This is a genomic window from Microbacterium hydrocarbonoxydans (genome assembly GCF_011752045.1).
Classification (GTDB): domain Bacteria; phylum Actinomycetota; class Actinomycetes; order Actinomycetales; family Microbacteriaceae; genus Microbacterium.
In genome coordinates, this window is record NZ_JAAKXW010000001.1 from 296295 (window position 1) to 311984 (window position 15690).

The 15690-nt window shown below is 71.1% G+C and carries 13 protein-coding genes, 1 tRNA gene and 1 other RNA gene; 9 read left to right on the plus strand and 6 right to left on the minus strand.

Annotated features, from left to right (window positions below):
• Nucleotides 1–23: 23 nt before the first annotated feature.
• Together aceE and G6G98_RS01495 are read right to left on the minus strand one after the other, a co-directional pair.
• Entirely contained in the window at nucleotides 24–2750 is a 2727-nt protein-coding gene (gene aceE / locus G6G98_RS01490; RefSeq protein ID WP_067352328.1) for a pyruvate dehydrogenase (acetyl-transferring), homodimeric type, read from the minus strand.
• A gap of 332 nt (nucleotides 2751–3082) precedes the next feature.
• Nucleotides 3083–3155: transfer RNA gene (locus G6G98_RS01495), tRNA-Val, on the minus strand.
• A 71-nt stretch (nucleotides 3156–3226) separates the two neighbouring features.
• On the opposite strand from G6G98_RS01495, the gene G6G98_RS01500 reads away from it, so the two are divergent.
• Both G6G98_RS01500 and G6G98_RS01505 read left to right on the plus strand, forming a co-directional pair.
• Nucleotides 3227–3784 carry a dihydrofolate reductase family protein gene (locus G6G98_RS01500; protein ID WP_067352325.1) on the plus strand — a complete coding sequence of 186 codons (558 nt, stop codon included), beginning with the start codon at nucleotides 3227–3229 and terminating at the stop codon, nucleotides 3782–3784.
• A 28-nt stretch (nucleotides 3785–3812) separates the two neighbouring features.
• Nucleotides 3813–4703, plus strand: coding sequence for a TIGR01777 family oxidoreductase (locus G6G98_RS01505; protein WP_164233823.1), 891 nt, complete (start codon nucleotides 3813–3815; stop codon nucleotides 4701–4703).
• A 15-nt stretch (nucleotides 4704–4718) separates the two neighbouring features.
• On the opposite strand, the gene G6G98_RS01510 is transcribed toward G6G98_RS01505, so the two are convergent.
• From G6G98_RS01510 to G6G98_RS01520, 3 genes are all read right to left on the minus strand, one after another.
• On the minus strand, nucleotides 4719–5108 hold the full coding sequence (locus G6G98_RS01510) for a DUF2510 domain-containing protein (RefSeq protein ID WP_084788341.1): 390 nt from the start codon (nucleotides 5106–5108) through the stop codon (nucleotides 4719–4721).
• Nucleotides 5109–5180: 72 nt separating this feature from the next.
• On the minus strand, nucleotides 5181–6092 hold the full coding sequence (locus tag G6G98_RS01515; protein ID WP_067352318.1) for a methyltransferase family protein: 912 nt from the start codon (nucleotides 6090–6092) through the stop codon (nucleotides 5181–5183).
• A 20-nt stretch (nucleotides 6093–6112) separates the two neighbouring features.
• Nucleotides 6113–6952, minus strand: a complete 840-nt coding sequence (locus G6G98_RS01520) for an aldo/keto reductase (protein WP_067352314.1) — start codon at nucleotides 6950–6952, stop codon at nucleotides 6113–6115.
• Between the two features lie 22 nt (nucleotides 6953–6974).
• Between G6G98_RS01520 and G6G98_RS01525 the strand changes: the two genes are divergently transcribed.
• The 4 genes from G6G98_RS01525 (at nucleotide 6975) to rnpB (ending at nucleotide 10217) form a co-directional block, all read left to right on the plus strand.
• A complete protein-coding gene (locus G6G98_RS01525; RefSeq protein ID WP_067352311.1) occupies nucleotides 6975–7355 on the plus strand; it encodes a YchJ family protein in 381 nt (126 codons plus the stop codon).
• Nucleotides 7356–7391: 36 nt separating this feature from the next.
• Complete coding sequence (locus tag G6G98_RS01530; RefSeq protein WP_067352308.1) at nucleotides 7392–8123, plus strand: zinc ribbon domain-containing protein; 732 nt, start codon at nucleotides 7392–7394, stop codon at nucleotides 8121–8123.
• 25 nt (nucleotides 8124–8148) lie between these two features.
• Complete coding sequence (locus G6G98_RS01535; RefSeq protein WP_243841972.1) at nucleotides 8149–9846, plus strand: bifunctional 3'-5' exonuclease/DNA polymerase; 1698 nt, start codon at nucleotides 8149–8151, stop codon at nucleotides 9844–9846.
• Between the two features lie 14 nt (nucleotides 9847–9860).
• Nucleotides 9861–10217: RNase P RNA component class A (gene rnpB, locus G6G98_RS01540), an RNA gene on the plus strand.
• An 89-nt stretch (nucleotides 10218–10306) separates the two neighbouring features.
• On the opposite strand, the gene ppgK is transcribed toward rnpB, so the two are convergent.
• The gene (gene ppgK / locus G6G98_RS01545) at nucleotides 10307–11053 is read right to left on the minus strand and encodes a polyphosphate--glucose phosphotransferase (RefSeq protein ID WP_067352305.1); all 747 of its coding nucleotides are present in this window, start codon (nucleotides 11051–11053) and stop codon (nucleotides 10307–10309) included.
• A 68-nt stretch (nucleotides 11054–11121) separates the two neighbouring features.
• Between ppgK and G6G98_RS01550 the strand changes: the two genes are divergently transcribed.
• The 3 genes from G6G98_RS01550 to G6G98_RS01560 are packed head-to-tail and all read left to right on the plus strand — an operon-like array spanning nucleotide 11122 to nucleotide 15662.
• Entirely contained in the window at nucleotides 11122–11337 is a 216-nt protein-coding gene (locus G6G98_RS01550; RefSeq protein WP_067353779.1) for a hypothetical protein, read from the plus strand.
• A 2-nt stretch (nucleotides 11338–11339) separates the two neighbouring features.
• Nucleotides 11340–12677: a type I glutamate--ammonia ligase gene (glnA, locus tag G6G98_RS01555; RefSeq protein ID WP_067352301.1), complete on the plus strand. Its 1338-nt coding sequence runs from the start codon at nucleotides 11340–11342 to the stop codon at nucleotides 12675–12677.
• 9 nt (nucleotides 12678–12686) lie between these two features.
• Entirely contained in the window at nucleotides 12687–15662 is a 2976-nt protein-coding gene (locus G6G98_RS01560) for a bifunctional [glutamine synthetase] adenylyltransferase/[glutamine synthetase]-adenylyl-L-tyrosine phosphorylase (protein WP_067352298.1), read from the plus strand.
• The last annotated feature ends 28 nt before the right edge of the window (nucleotides 15663–15690 follow it).

Below are 15690 nucleotides of genomic sequence, written 5' to 3' on the forward strand. Positions count from 1 at the left end.
GGGACGAATCCGTCACCGGCGACTCAGCTCTCGCCGCCCGCGTTGCCGCTGGTACCCGCGTTCACGTCGTGCAGACGGTACTTCTCGATGGCCTGCGCGGCCAGCGAGCGGTCGACCTTGCCGTCCTCGGCGAGCGACTGCAGAGTGCGCACCACGATCGACGGGCCGTCGATCTTGAAGAAGCGGCGGGCGGCGGCACGGGTGTCCGAGAATCCGAAGTCGTCGGCGCCGAGCGTCGCGAAGCGGTTCGGCACCCACGGGCGGATCTGGTCCTGCACCGCGTGCATGAAGTCGCTGACCGCGACCACCGGGCCCTCGGCGCCCTGCAGCTTCTGGGTGAGGTAGGCCGTGCGCGGCTCCTCCTCCGGGTGCAGGAAGTTGTGCTCGTCCGCGGCGAGGCCGTCGCGGCGCAGCTCGGTCCACGAGGTGACCGACCACACGTCGGCGACGACGCCCCAGTCGTTCTTCAGCAGCTCCTGCGCCTCGAGGGCCCACGGCAGGCCGACGCCCGACGCGAGCAGCTGAGCGCGGTGACCGTCGCCCTCGCCCGCCGACACGCGATGGATGCCGCGGACGATGCCGTCGACGTCCACGCCCTCGGGCTCGGCCGGCTGCACGTACGGCTCGTTGTAGACGGTGATGTAGTACATCACGTTGGGGTCGGGGTGGCTGCCGCCGTACATGCGCTCCAGACCGCTGCGCATGATGTGCGCGATCTCGTAGCCGTACGCGGGGTCGTACGACACCGTGGCGGGGTTGGTCGACGCCAGCAGGTGCGAGTGGCCGTCGGCGTGCTGCAGGCCCTCACCGGTCAGCGTGGTGCGACCGGCCGTGGCGCCGAGGATGAACCCGCGGGCCATCTGGTCTCCGGCGGCCCACTGGGCGTCACCGGTGCGCTGGAAGCCGAACATCGAGTAGAAGATGTAGATCGGGATCAGCGGCTCGCCGTGCGTCGCGTAGGAGGTGCCGGCGGCGGTGAACGCGGCCAGGGCGCCGGCCTCGTTGATGCCGACGTGCACGATCTGGCCCTGCGGGCTCTCCTTGTACGCGAGGAGAAGCTCCCGGTCGACCGACGTGTAGTGCTGGCCGTTCGGGTTGTAGATCTTCGCGGTCGGGAAGTAGGCGTCCATGCCGAACGTGCGCGCCTCGTCCGGGATGATCGGCACGATTCGGTGGCCGAAGTCCTTCGAGCGGAGCAGGTCCTTCAGCAGCCGGACGAAGGCCATCGTCGTCGCGATCTCCTGCGTGCCGGAGCCCTTCTTCGGCAGCGCGTAGGCGGAGTCGTCGGGGAGCGAGAGGCCGACGTGCGTCGAACGGCGCTCCGGGAGGAAGCCGCCCAGGCTGCGGCGTCGCTCCAGCATGTACTGGATCGTCTCGTCCTGGGGCCCGGGGTTGTAGTACGGCGGCAGGTACGGGTTCTCCTCGAGCTGCGCGTCCGTGATCGGGATGTGCATGGTGTCGCGGAACGTCTTGAGGTTGTCCAGCGTCATCTTCTTCATCTGGTGGGTCGCGTTGCGTCCCTCGAAGTGCGGGCCGAGGCCGTAGCCCTTGACCGTCTTCGCCAGGATGACCGTCGGCTGCCCCTTGTGCTCCGTCGCCGCCTTGAACGCGGCGTACACCTTGCGGTAGTCGTGGCCGCCGCGCTTGAGGCGCCAGATCTGGTCGTCGGTGAGGTCCTTGACGAGAGCCGCGGCGCGCTCGTCCTTCCCGAAGAAGTGCTCGCGGATGTACGCGCCGGACTCGGCCTTGTACGTCTGGAAGTCGCCGTCGGGGGTGCTGTTCATCAGGTTCAGCAGCGCGCCCTCGGTGTCGCGGGCGAGCAGGTCGTCCCACTCGCGGCCCCAGACCACCTTGATGACGTTCCATCCGGCGCCGCGGAAGAAGCTCTCCAGCTCCTGGACGATCTTCCCGTTGCCTCGCACCGGTCCGTCGAGGCGCTGCAGGTTGCAGTTGACGACGAAGGTGAGGTTGTCGAGGCCCTCATTGGCTGCCACCTGCAGCTGGCCGCGGCTCTCGACCTCGTCCATCTCGCCGTCGCCGAGGAACGCCCAGACGTGCGAGGACGAGGTGTCCTTGATGCCGCGGTTCTCGAGGTACTTGTTCGACATGGCCTGGTAGATCGCGTTGATCGGGCCGAGACCCATCGACACGGTCGGGAACTGCCAGTAGTCCTCCATCTGCCGCGGGTGCGGGTAGGAGGGGATGCCGAAGGGCGCGCGCGACTGCTCCTGGCGGAAGCCGTCGAGGTGCTGCTCCGTCAGCCGGCCCTCGAGGAAGGAGCGAGCGTAGATGCCGGGGGAGGCGTGGCCCTGGATGAAGATCTGGTCGGCGCCGCCGGGGTGGTCCGCGCCGCGGAAGAAGTGGTTGAAGCCGACCTCGTACAGGGCGGCGGAGGAGGCGTAGGTCGAGATGTGACCGCCGACGCCGATGCCGGGGCGCTGCGCGCGGTGCACGGTGACCGCCGCGTTCCAGCGGATCCAGGCGCGGTAACGGCGCTCGACCTCCTCGTCACCGGGGAACTCGGGCTCGTTCTCCGACGCGATCGTGTTGATGTAGTCGGTGGTGGGGACCATCGGCACGCCCAGATGCAGCTCCTTGGAGCGCTTGAGCAGGCTGAGCATGATCTCGCGGCCGCGGCCGTGCCCCTTGGCCTCCACCAGCTCGTCGAGCGACTGCTGCCATTCGCCGGTCTCTTCCGGATCGCTGTCGAGGGGGCCCTGGGAGTACGGATCCTGGTCGTGCACGGTCACGGGGGGAACCTTTCATCGAGCTGGCGGGTCTCGCCAAGAAACGGGGTGCGGCACGGGCAGCCTTGTCGGTAGTGCACAACGCGCGCTGATGTTTACCTTAGCCCCGATCCCGGCGAGCCGGATGCGCGGAGTCGTCCTGTCACATCCTCCGCGGCGCCGGTGTCTCCGTGTCAAAGCCGACACGTCCGCCCGCTGCGTCGTGGGCGGATTCGCGAAGCCGCAGGGCGCCTTCCAAGCGGCAGCCACCGCGATCGACGGCCAGCCCGGCATCCGGTTCGAGGTCGACGAGGAGGTGCCGCTGGTGCGCTGAGCATCCGGTGGTTCTCCAGGGGTGGGCCCTGCCGGGATCGAACCGACGACCTACGGTGTGTAAAACCGTTGCTCTACCAGCTGAGCTAAAGGCCCTTCCGATCCATCCTAGACGCGACGTGCGGGGTCCCGTGGTGATCGCCGCCTCGCGCGCTTAGGCTCGGCTCATGGGACTCCTGACCTTCAGCATCAACGTCACGCTGGACGGATGCGTCGATCACCGCGAGGGCATCGCCGACGACGAGACGCACGCCTACTTCACCGCCCTGATGGACGACGCCGGCGCGATGCTCTGGGGGCGCGTCACCTACGAGATGATGGAGGACGCCTGGCCGGCCGTCGCCCGCGGCGACGAGGATGCCCCGGCCGCGATGCGCGAATGGGCGGTCAAGCTCGAGGCCAAGCCGAAGTACGTCGTCTCGACGACACGCGAGGACTTCCCGTGGAGCAACAGCCACCACCTCGGCGGCGACCTGCGGACGGCCGTGCAGGGGCTCAAGGACGCGACGCCGGGCGGCGTGCTCCTCGGCAGCGGGATGCTGGCGACGGAACTGGATCGGCTGGGGCTGATCGACGAGTACCGGTTCCTCGTCCACCCCCGGATCGCCGGACACGGTCCGAAGCTCCACCAGGGCGGGCTGCCCGGCACGCGACGTCTCGAGCTGGTGTCGTCGGAGCCGCTGCGCTGCGGCGCGGTGGCCGTGCACTACCGGCGTGCGGCCTGAGCCGGCGACAGACGAGATCGGAGACCGCGTGAGACGTCGCGTCGTGATCAGCGGGGCCTCGGGCCTGATCGGCACCGCCCTCGCGGCGTCGCTGCGGCAGGACGGCATCGAGGTGACGACCCTGGTCCGTCGTCCGCCGGAGGCTCCGGGAGAGATCGCATGGTCGCCGGGGGAGCAGGAGCTCGACCCGCAGGACCTGGCCGGCGCGGACGCCGTCGTCGCGCTCGGCGGCGCCAGCGTCGGGCGGATGCCGTGGACGCCGCGGTATCGGCGGGAACTCGTCGCCTCCCGGGTGCGTGCCACGCGGGCGATCGCGACCGCGCTGATCGCGCTCGGAGACGACGCGCCCGTGTTCGCCTCGGCCTCGGCGGTGGGATTCTACGGATCAGCGCCCGGAGCGGTGCTCACCGAGGATGCGCCGGCGGGGGAGACCTTCCTCGCGCGGTTGTGCGTCCGGTGGGAGGATGAGGCGCGCCGGGCCGGCGATCGCACGCGCGTCGCCCTGTTCCGCACAGCGCCGGTGATCCACCGGCGCGGGGTGCTGCGGCCGCTCGTCCAGCTCACCCGGTTCGGCGTCGCCGGCCCGATCGGCCACGGGAACCAGATCTGGCCGTGGATATCCCTGGACGACGAGGTGCGGGCGATCCGGCACGTCATCGACGTGGGGCTCGAGGGCCCGGTGAACCTCGCGGGTCCGGCACCCGCATCGGCGAACGACATCGGCCGTGCGCTGGCCGCGAGGATGCACCGCCCGTTCTGGCTGCCCGCTCCCGCCTGGGCCATGCGCCTGGCACTGAGCCGCGCGGCCACCGACTCGCTGCTGGTCTCCGACGCGGACGTGCGCCCCGCCGCTCTCGAGGGCAGCGGTTTCGCGTTCACGCACCGCACCGCCGAGGAGGCGGTCGCCGCCGCCCTGTGAGCCGGGCGGCTGACCTCAGACGAGCTTCTCGAAGACCAGGGTCGCCTGGATGCGGTCGCCGCCGCCGAAGCCCGTGCTCCCGGACGACGCCGTCGTGATCGTGTGTAGCCGGTAGCCGAGCGCCGCCTGGGCGTTGATGGCGCGCTCGAGCTCGGTGAGGTTGCCCGAGCCGGAGCCGAAGAACTTCTCCTTGAGGACGACCTGCAGCACGACATAGCTCATGCCCGGCGCCGCAGGGCGGGGCTGCGCCCCGGCGACGGCATCCGCCTGCGCCCGCTCGATGATCCCGCCGATCCCGGGCTGAGGCGCCGCGGGCGGCTGCACGTTCTCGGTCCAGTTCTGTCCGTCCCACCACCGCTGGGTCCCGGTGCCGTCGTCGTACCAGCCCGCCTGCGTCTCCGCCATGCTCGCCTCATCTCGCATCGGATGCCGGGGCGTCCTCGCCCCGAGTCGATCGATCCTATTGCGCGGCCGCCGTCAGCGCAGCCGCGGCACCCAGCAGGGCACCGAGGTCCGGTACTCCTCGAACTCGGCCCCGAACCTCGCCGCGAGGTCGGCCTCCTCCTGAGGTCTGACGAGGGTGTTCCAGATCAGCGAGCCGCACAGCGCATAGGCGATGACCAGCCAGGATCCGAGCGCGAGTCCGACGGCGACTCCCTGGGCGATGCCCGCCACCGCCATGGGATTGCGCACGAACCGGTACGGACCCGTGATCACGAGGCGCCGCGCCATGTGCGAGGGCAGCGGGGTGCCCTCTCCGACGACGAGCATGGAGACGGCGGACCAGATGCCGAGAGCCCCGGTCACGACGAACAGCGCTCCGCCGACGATGCGGACGGCGACCGGGAACGGGATGCTCAGCAGCCACCGGGACTCGAGCGCCGCGATCGCGGCGGGGAGGACGCCGAGGAACAGCACCCAGAACAGCACCATCTGCCGCACGATCCGCGCCGCGAGCCGCGTTCGTCCCTCGGCTGCGGCCGACCGGAACGCGAACGGGCCGGTGACGATCCATTCGACCGGCGCACGTCCGCACACCACGACGATCCCTGCCACGAGCGACGCGCCTGCGGCCGCGGTCATGAGCAGCGCGCCCCAGCCGGCCGATCCGGTCAGCGTCGCATAGACGATCATCCCCGCGGCCACCAGCGTCGCCCATCCGGCTGCGACCCCTGCCGCCCAGCGGACGCCCGATGCGACGAGTGCCGAGGAGACGAGGAACAGCGGCACATCGGCCGCCGCGATCGGCAGCACGGGCAGCTCCCCGAGCGTCGCGACCCGCACGGCGTCCGAGGCGAACACGCCGATCCACCAGGCGGCGCCGGCGAGCGACTGCGCGGCGAAGTACGCCCGTGCGGTCGCCGGCGTGATCGGCAGGCCCGCGAGCACGGGCGCCGTCTGGAGTGCGATCAGGACTCCTCGTGCGTGCGCGGGTCGCCGCCGAACAGGCGGCCGTCCGCGCGGCCCAGCGCCGTGATCGCCGCGACCTCGTCGCGCGAGAGCGCGACGGATGCGGCTGCCAGGTTCGCGACCTGATGCTCACGCGACGAGGCCTTCGGGATCGCGATGGTCTCCCGGGCGACGTGCCAGGCCAGCACGGCCTGCGCGGGGGAGATGTCGTGCGCGGCCGCCACCTCGACGACCACCGGCTCGGCGAGCAGATCCGCGGCCTTGGCGATCGGGCTCCACGCCTCCGTCAGGATGCCGTGATCGCGGTGGTACTCGAGCTGCTCCTCCTGCGGGAAGTAGGGATGCACCTCGATCTGGTTCACGACCGGCCGCACCCCGGTCTCCCGCTCGATGCGCTCGAGGTGCGCCGGCAGGAAGTTCGACACGCCGATCTGCCGGACCACGCCCCGCTGCTGCGCCTCCACGAGCGCCTGCCAGGCCTGGACGTACTCGTCCTGGCTGGGGTTCGGCCAGTGGATGAGGTGCAGGTCGACGGCGTCGACGCCCAGGCGCGACCGGCTCTCCTCGATGCTCGTCGTCGCCTTCGCCGTGCGGTGATGGCGGCCGGGGAGCTTGGTGGTGACGATGACCTCGGCGCGGTCGACGCCGGATGCCGCGACCCCGCGGCCGACGGAGCCCTCGTTCTCGTAGTTGAACGCCGAGTCCACGAGACGGTAGCCCGCGGAGAGCGCGCCGGCGACGGCATCCGCTCCGGCGTCGCCCCAGAGGGCGTACGTCCCCAGGCCGATCGCGGGGAGGGTGAATCCGTTGTGCGCGGTGAAGGTGGGAAGTGCCGTCATGGCCCCAGCGTACGCTGAGAGCATGGACGATTCGCGCTGCCCGTGCGGCTCCGGCGACCTGTTCGACGGCTGCTGCGGTCCGCTGCTAGCCGGGGCCGCGGCGCCGACCGCCGAGCGGCTGATGCGCTCGCGCTACACGGCCTTCGCCCGTCACGATGCGGCGCACCTGCTCGCGAGCTGGCATCCGTCGAGCCGCCCGCGGACGATCGGGTTCGAGCCGGATCTGGAGTGGCGGCGGCTGATCATCCTGGGCCGGTCCGCGGGAGGCCCGTTCGACAGGGACGGCGTGGTGGAGTTCGAGGCGTTCTGGCGGCAGGGCGCCGAGCGCGGCTCGCTGCGCGAGCGGAGCCGCTTCGTCCGGGAGGACCGCCGCTGGCTCTACGTCGACGGCGAGATCGGGTGATGGGGCGAGCCCGGTGCAGCGACTAGATTTGAACACGTGAACGCCAGCCCCGAGAACCAGCGCATCCTGCTCGACGTCGCCGACCTGGACCGGCGCATCGCGCAGGCAGAGCGCGCCCGCACCCAACCAGCGCAGGCCGCGCGCATCACCGAGCTCGTCGCGATCCGGCAGGAGCAGCTCCGGGAGCTCACCACGCTCACCGGCGCCCGCGACGACGTGCGCACCGAGCTGGCCCGCCTCGAGGCCGACGTGAAGCTCGTCGAGCAGCGCCGCGCGCGCGACGCCGAGCGGCTCGCCGCGGCGACCAACTCGAAGGAGGCGCAGGCGCTCGAGCACGAGCTCGCCAGCCTCGCGAAGCGGCAGAGCGATCTCGAGGACATCGAGCTCGACGTGATGGGTCGTGTGGAGGATGCCGAGGCCGCCGTCGCCGCGCAGCAGGCTCTCCTCGACGCGACGACGGCGGAGGGGACCAGCCTGACCGCCCAGGCCAAGGCCGACGTCGCCGCCGCGACCGAGCTCGGCGCGCAGCTGGCCCGCGACCGCGAGGCCGTGACCGCGACGGTTCCCGCCGACCTGCTCGCGGACTACACCCGCCGTTCGGCGAACAACGCAGGGGCCGCCCTGCTCACCCGCGGCACGTGCGGCGGCTGCCACATCGTGCTTCCCGGCACAGACCTGAACGAGATCCGCCGCGCCGCCGATGACGCGGTCGTCTCCTGCCCCGAGTGCGGTTGCATCCTCGTGCGCACCGAGGAGTCCGGGCTGTGACGAACGGGCCGCGAGCCCGCCGACGGTGAGCTCGCGGCAGTCCGCCGAGCGCCGCGTCGCCCTGATCGCGACGGCGTCAGGCCAACACGTCGTCGTCGAGCTCGGCGAGGACGGCACCGAACTCGATCGACGGACCCTCACCGCGCGGGACCTGCCGGAGTGGGTGGCCGCACAGGAACAGGAGAACGCGCCGCGCTGGATCATCCGCAGCGCGCGCGAGCAGTATCCCGGTCTGCTCGCGGCCGGCGTCCGGCTCGCGCGGACGCACGACCTGCTGCTCTGCCACGCGATCCTCCGCGACACGGCATCCGTCGCCCGTCCGCTGGCGCCGTCGCCCGCCTGGATCCGGCGAGAGCCGGCCGACGAGGCGCCGGCGCTGTTCGACGTCGTCGAGCAGCACGCGCCCGCGGATCCGGTCGCTGAGGCGCTCGAGCAGTACCGGGCGCAGCGGAGGGTGATCCAGGACTCGGCCGACGGACGGCTCACCCTGCTGTGCGCGGCCGAGTCCGCCGGCGGGCTCGTCGCCGAGGAGATGCGCGCCGCCGGGCTCCCCTGGGACGAGCGCGTCCACGACAGCATCCTCACCGAGACGCTGGGCACGCGTCCGATCTCAGGGGGCCTGCCCAGCCGGATGGTCGAACTGGGCGATCGGGTGCGGGAGATCCTCGGTGATCCGTCGCTGCACCTGGACAGCCAGCCGAAGCTCCTCCGCGCCCTGCACCGCGTCGGCGTGCACGTGGAGTCCACCGGGAAGTGGGAGCTCGCCGAGCACGACCACCCCGTCGTGGAGCCGCTGCTGGCGTACAAGAAGCTGTCCCGCCTGCTCAGCGCGAACGGCTGGGCATGGCTCGCCGAGTGGGTTCACGACGGCCGCTTCCGCCCGGTCTACATCCCAGGCGGCGTCGTCACCGGGCGCTGGGCGTCGGCGGGCGGAGGGGCGCTCCAACTGCCGCGCAGCCTGCGGCCGGCGGTGCGCGCCGACGACGGGTGGAAGCTCATCGTCGCGGATGTCGCGCAGCTGGAGCCGCGGATGCTCGCCGCGATGGCGGGGGACCGGGCGATGGCGACGGCCGCACAGGGCAGCGACCTGTACGCGGGTGTCGTCGACTCGGGGGCCGTCGCCACCCGCGAGGAGGCGAAGTACGCCGTGCTCGGCGCCATGTACGGGGCGACGACCGGCGACAGCGGGCGCCTCGTGCCGCGCCTCCGCAAGGTGTACCCGCAGGCGATGGCGCTCGTCGACGAGGCGGCCAGGGTCGGTGAGGACGGAGGGGTGGTCTCCACCTGGCTCGGTCGCTCCTCGCCGCCTCCATCGCCCGAGTGGGCGCGCATGCAGTCCCGAGCGACGGATGCCGACGCCGATCCGGCCGACGTCGCCGTGGCGCGACGCCGCGCGCGCGACTGGGGGAGGTTCACCAGGAACTTCGTCGTGCAGGGAACCGCCGCCGAGTGGTCGCTCATCTGGCTCGCGGAGATCAGGCACCGTCTGCAGGGGTTCCCGCCTGCGGCCGTGCCGGCTGCGGCATCCGGTCCGTTCCGGTCCATGCCGCATCTGTCCTTCTTCCTCCATGACGAGGTCATCCTGCACGTCCCGGAGGAGCAGGCGGAGGCCGCGGCGGATGCCGTCAGAGAGGCTGCCGCCGTGGCGACCAGGCGGCTGTTCGGATCGTTCCCCATCGACGTCCCGCTCGACCTGAGGATCGCTGAGACGGCCGCGAAGTAGAATGGAAGGGCGAATGGGTCGACTGGACGGTCGCGTGGCGGGCAACCGCACCGAGGAACGTCCGGGCTCCTCAGGGCAGGACGGTGGGTAACGCCCACCCGGAGCAATCCGCGAGAAAGTGCCACAGAGAGCAGACCGCCCCGCAAGGGGTAAGGGTGAAAGGGTGGTGTAAGAGACCACCGGGGGCCGTGGTGACACGGCCCGCCAGGTAAACCTCGTCCGGAGCAAGGTCAGACAGAGGATGATGACGCGGCTCGCCGAGTCCTCGGGTAGACCGCTGGAGCGCCACGGCAACGTGTCGCCGAGAGAGATGGCCGTCGAAGGGGCGAAGAACCCCGGAACAGAACCCGGCGTACAGGTCGGCCCATTCGCCTCGACGTGACGAAGGCCCCCGCAGGAGCTGCGGGGGCCTTCGTCGTGGAACCTCGTCGCTGCGGGCGACGCGTCGGCAGCGTGGAGATCAGTCGCCGGCGAGGGACGCGGCGCCGATGATGCCCGAGTTGTTGCGGTGGATCGCGGGGACGATGGGGGTCTTCAGCTCCAGCAGCGGGAGGAAGTCGCCCGCGTTCTTGGAGACCCCGCCGCCGACGACGAACAGGTCGGGGCTGAACAGGAACTCGATGTGCGAGTAGAACGCCTGGAGGCGCTCGGCCCACTCCGCCCAGCTGAGGTTCTCGCGCTCCCGCGCCGAGGTCGCCGCCCACTTCTCCACCGACTCGTAGCCGCGGAAGTTCAGGTGACCGAGCTCGGTGTTCGGGACGAGCAGGCCGTCGTAGAGGAAGGCGGAGCCGATGCCGGTGCCGAGCGTCGTCATCAGCGTCAGGCCGCGGACGTCGCGGGCGGCGCCGTGGCGCGCCTCGGCGACGCCGGCGGCATCCGCGTCGTTGACGAACACGATGTTGCGGCCGAGGCCGTCGCGGAAGAAGCGCTCGGCGTCGAAGTCGACCCACTCCTTGGAGACGTTCGCCGCCGACAGCGTCTTGCCGCGCTTGACGATGGCGGGGAACGCGACGCCCAGCGGGAGGGTGGAGTCGTGCACCTCGAGGGTCTTCAGCACCGTCTGGACCGCGAGGAGGACGTCGTTCGGGGATGCGCCCTCAGGCGTGGGGACCCGGACCCGGTCGGACGCCATTGTCCCGTGGGTGAGGTCGACGATGCCTGCCTTGATACCCGTGCCGCCGATGTCGACGCCGATCGCTTTTGCCATGGCGACAGCATAGCGACCGGGGCCCGCGCCAGTAGGATCGATGACACGACGTGAAGAAGGGATCGGCGATGTCCAACGGCGATGAGAAGTACTGGTACAACCTCGAGACCGGTGAGGTCGAGTTCGGCATGATCTCGCCCAGCGTGGACCGGGTCGGTCCCTTCGACAGCGAGGCCGAGGCGGCCCGCGCTCCGGAGCTGCTCAAGGAGCGCTCGCGCGCCTGGGCTGAGGAGGAGGCCGCCGAGGGCGGCTGGGACTCCGGCGCCGCCGAGAACGCCGAGTGACGATGGACAAGCAGCGGGATTTCGTCCTCCGCACCATCGAGGAGCGCGGCGTCAAGTTCGTCCGCCTGTGGTTCACCGATGTCATCGGAACCCTGAAGTCCGTGGCGATCGCCCCGGCCGAGGTCGAGGGCGCCTTCGCCGAGGGCATCGGCTTCGACGGCTCCGCGATCGAGGGCCTCACCCGCAGCTACGAGTCCGACCTGCTCGCGCAGCCGGACCCGACCACCTTCCAGATCCTGCCGTGGCGCGGCGAGATCGACCCGACCGCCCGCATGTTCTGCGACATCACGACGCCGGACGGGCGACCAGCGGTCTCCGATCCGCGCCACGTGCTCAAGCGCGCCCTCGCGAAGGCGGCGGATGCGGGGTTCACCTTCTACACGCACCCCGAGATCGAGTTCTACCTGCTGAAGTCGTCGTCCTTCGGGCCTGACGGCCCGATCCCCGTCGACTCGGCGGGCTACTTCGACAACGTGCCGGGCGGCACGGCGCACGACTTCCGCCGTCGTTCCGTGCGGATGCTCGAGGACCTCGGCATCTCCGTCGAGTTCAGCCACCACGAGGGCGGACCCGGCCAGAACGAGATCGACCTCCGCTACGCGGATGCGCTCACCATGGCCGACAACGTGATGACTTTCCGCACCGTCATCAAGGAGGTCGCGATCGAGCAGGGCGTGTACGCCACGTTCATGCCGAAGCCGCTCAGCGGTCAGCCCGGCAGCGGCATGCACACGCACATGTCGCTGTTCGAGGGGGAGCGCAACGCGTTCTTCGAGGAGGGCGCGAAGTACCAGCTCTCCAAGACCGGCCGTCACTTCATCGCGGGCCTGCTCAAGCACGCCAACGAGATCGCCGCCGTGACGAACCAGTTCGTCAACTCCTACAAGCGGCTGTGGGGCGGCGACGAGGCGCCCAGCTTCATCACCTGGGGGCACAACAACCGCTCCGCGCTCGTGCGGGTGCCGATGTACAAGCCGAACAAGGGCGGATCCACCCGCGTGGAGTACCGCGCCCTCGACTCCGCGGCGAACCCGTACCTGGCGTACGCGCTCATGCTCGCCGCCGGTCTCAAGGGCATCGAAGAGGGATACGAGCTCCCGCCGGAGGCCGAGGATAACGTGTGGTCGCTCAGCGACGCGGAGCGCCGCGCGCTCGGCTACGCGGCGCTGCCGGCGAGCCTCGACCACGCACTCGAGTACATGGAGAACTCCGAGCTGGTCGCCGAGACGCTCGGGGAGTCGGTCTTCAATTACGTGCTGCTGAACAAGCGCAAGGAGTGGGAGTCGTACCGTGGCCAGGTCACTCCTCTGGAGCTGAAGAACAACCTCGAGCTGCTCTGAGTCGCGCGCATGGCCCGTTCGGACGACTCCGTCTCGCTCTCCGCGCTGGCCAGGCTCGGCTTCGCGGAGCTCAGTGAGGCCGCGGCGGCCCTCGCCGAGCTCTCCGGCGCGCTCGGCATCGAGCGCGCAGTGCTCCTCGACGGTGCGAGCGCCGCGGATCCGGATGCAGCGGTCGAGGGCATGCTCAGGGTCGTCCGGCGCGACCCGGAGGCGCTGAGGGCGCTGCTCGCCGATCCGGAGACGCGAGCGCGCGTCTGGAGGGTGTTCGGCGCCTCCCCGGGGCTCGCCGCGTTCTTCCTGCGGCATCCTGCGCAGCTCTCGGTTCTCGGCGAGGCGCCGGGCCAGCTGCCGTCGGCCGAGGAGCTGCGCACGCTGCTGCTGGCCGCGGTCGGCGCCCAGGACGGCTTCGCGGCATCCGGGGACGACGCCGCGCTGGTGACGCTGCGCGTCGCGTATCGCCGCCACCTCGCCGCGATCGCGGCGATCGACCTCGGGCATCCCGAGCCGGTGCGGATCGTCGACGCGGTCGCCGCCGCCCTGGCGGACATCGCCGGCGCGGCGCTGGAGGCCTCATTGGCGGTCGCCCGGACCCGGCTCCGCGCGACGATGCGCGAGGAGGAGATCGCCGCGACGCGGCTGGCGGTCATCGGCATGGGAAAGGCCGGAGCGCGCGAGCTGAACTACGTCAGCGACGTGGACGTGATCTTCGTCGGCGGGACGGCAGACGAAGAGGTCGTCTCGGAGGCGCGCGCGATCGACATCGCCACGCGTCTGGCCAGGGAGACCATGCGGGGTCTCAGCGGGATCGAGGTCGAACCGCCGCTCTGGGAGGTCGACGCCGCCCTGAGACCGGAGGGCAAGCAGGGGGCGCTGGTCCGCTCGCTCGCCTCGCACCTCGCCTACTACGACCGCTGGGCGAAGAGCTGGGAGTTCCAGGCTCTGCTCAAGGCGCGGCCGATGGCCGGGGATGCGGAGCTCGGAGCCGAGTACCTCTCGGCCGTGCAGCCGAAGATCTGGTCGAGTGCCGCGCGGGAGAACTTCGTCGACAGCGTCCAGCGCATGCGCGAGCGGGTCATGGAGCACATCGACCCTGCGGACGTGCCGTACCAGCTCAAGCTCGGCGCGGGCGGCCTGCGCGACATCGAGTTCACGGTGCAGCTGCTGCAGCTGGTGCACGGGCTCACCGATCCGACCCTGCGCACGCGAGGGACGCTGGAGAGCATCGACGCGCTCGTCGAGGGCGGCTACATCGGGCGGAGCGAGGCGGCGACGTTCGCCGGCGACTACCGGCTGCTGCGCCTCATGGAGCACCGTCTCCAGCTCCGCGATCTCAGCCGCACCCATCTGATGCCCCGGACGCCGTCGGGCCTGCGGGTGCTGGCCCGCGGGACCGGGCTCGCGGAGTCCGGAGAAGCCGTGTGGGAGCGCTGGGAGAGCGTGCGGCGCGAGGTGCGCGAGATCCACACCCGGCTGTTCTACCGGCCGCTGCTCACCGCCGTCGCCTCGCTGCCGGAGGAGGAGCGCACGCTCTCCACCGCGCAGGCGCACGACCGCCTGATGGCGATCGGCTTCCGCGACCCCGCCGGTGCGCTGCGGCACATCGGCGCGCTCACCACGGGTCTCAGCCGCAAGGCCACCATCCAGCGTCACCTGATGCCGGTGATGGTGCGGTGGTTCGCCGACGGCAGCGACCCCGACTACGCCCTCGTCGCCTTCCGCCGGATCAGCGAGCGGCTGGGAGACACCCCCTGGTTCCTCCGGATGCTCCGCGACTCCTCCGGCGCGGCGGAGAGCCTCACCCGGCTGCTGTCCTCCTCCCGCTATGTCGGCGAGCTGATGGAGTGGATCCCGGAGTCGGTGGCCTGGCTGGACAGCAGCGAGCTGCTGCGGCCGCGCAGCGGCGCCGCGATCGACGAGGAGGCCAGGGCGATCCAGACCCGGCACGAGAGCGTGGGCGACGCGCTGCGGGCCGTGCGCGCGATGCGGAGGCGGGAGCTGCTGCGCACCGCGATGGGCGGCGTGCTCGACGTGCTCTCGATCGAGGAGATCGCGACCTCGCTCACGGAGATCACCGACGCGACGATCCAGGCGGCGCTGCGCGCCGTGTACCGCGCGGTCGTGCCCCCGGAGGAGCAGGCCTTCGACTTCTCCGTCATCGGGATGGGCCGCTTCGGCGGCGCGGAGCTGGGCTTCGGGTCCGACGCCGACATCCTCTACGTCTACGACGCGAACGGCATCGACCCGCAGCGGGCGCAGTCGCTCGCGTCGCAGATCGTGTCAGGCCTGCGCGAGCACCTGACGGATCATCGGGTTCCGCTCGATCTCGACGCCGACCTCAGGCCGGAGGGCCGCAACGGCCCGGTGGTGAGATCCTTCGACGCGTACGCGGAGTACTACCGCCGGTGGTCGCTGTCCTGGGAGGCGCAGGCGCTGCTCCGCGCCCGCGGCGTCGCCGGCAGCCAGAAGCTCATCGCGAGGTTCACAGAGCTCGCCGACAGCATCCGCTACCCGGCCTTGCTGGACCTGCAGGGCACGCGGGAGATCAAGCGCATCAAGGCGCGCGTCGAGGGGGAGCGGCTGCCCCAGGGCGCCGACCCGCGCCGGCACCTCAAGCTCGGCCCCGGCACGCTCAGCGACGTGGAGTGGCTCGTGCAGCTGCTGCAGCTCCAGCACGCGCATGCGGTGCCTGAGCTGCGGACGACGTCGACCATGGCGGCGCTCGACGCCGCCGTGGACGCCGACCTCGTGCCGGAGGCATCCGCGAAGCTGCTCCGGGAGGCATGGCGGCTGTCGAGCCGGCTGCGCTCCGCGATCACGCTGTTCACCGGGCAGACCAGCGATGTGCTGCCCGTCGAGCCGCGGCAGCTCGACGCGATCGGACGGCTCCTGGGCTACCCGGACCGCTCCGCCAGCACGCTCGAGGAGGACTACCTCGGCGTCACCCGCCGAGCGCGAAAGGCGTTCGAGCAGCTCTTCTACGGGTGACGCGGTCGTGCCTGCGGCCTCCGATTTG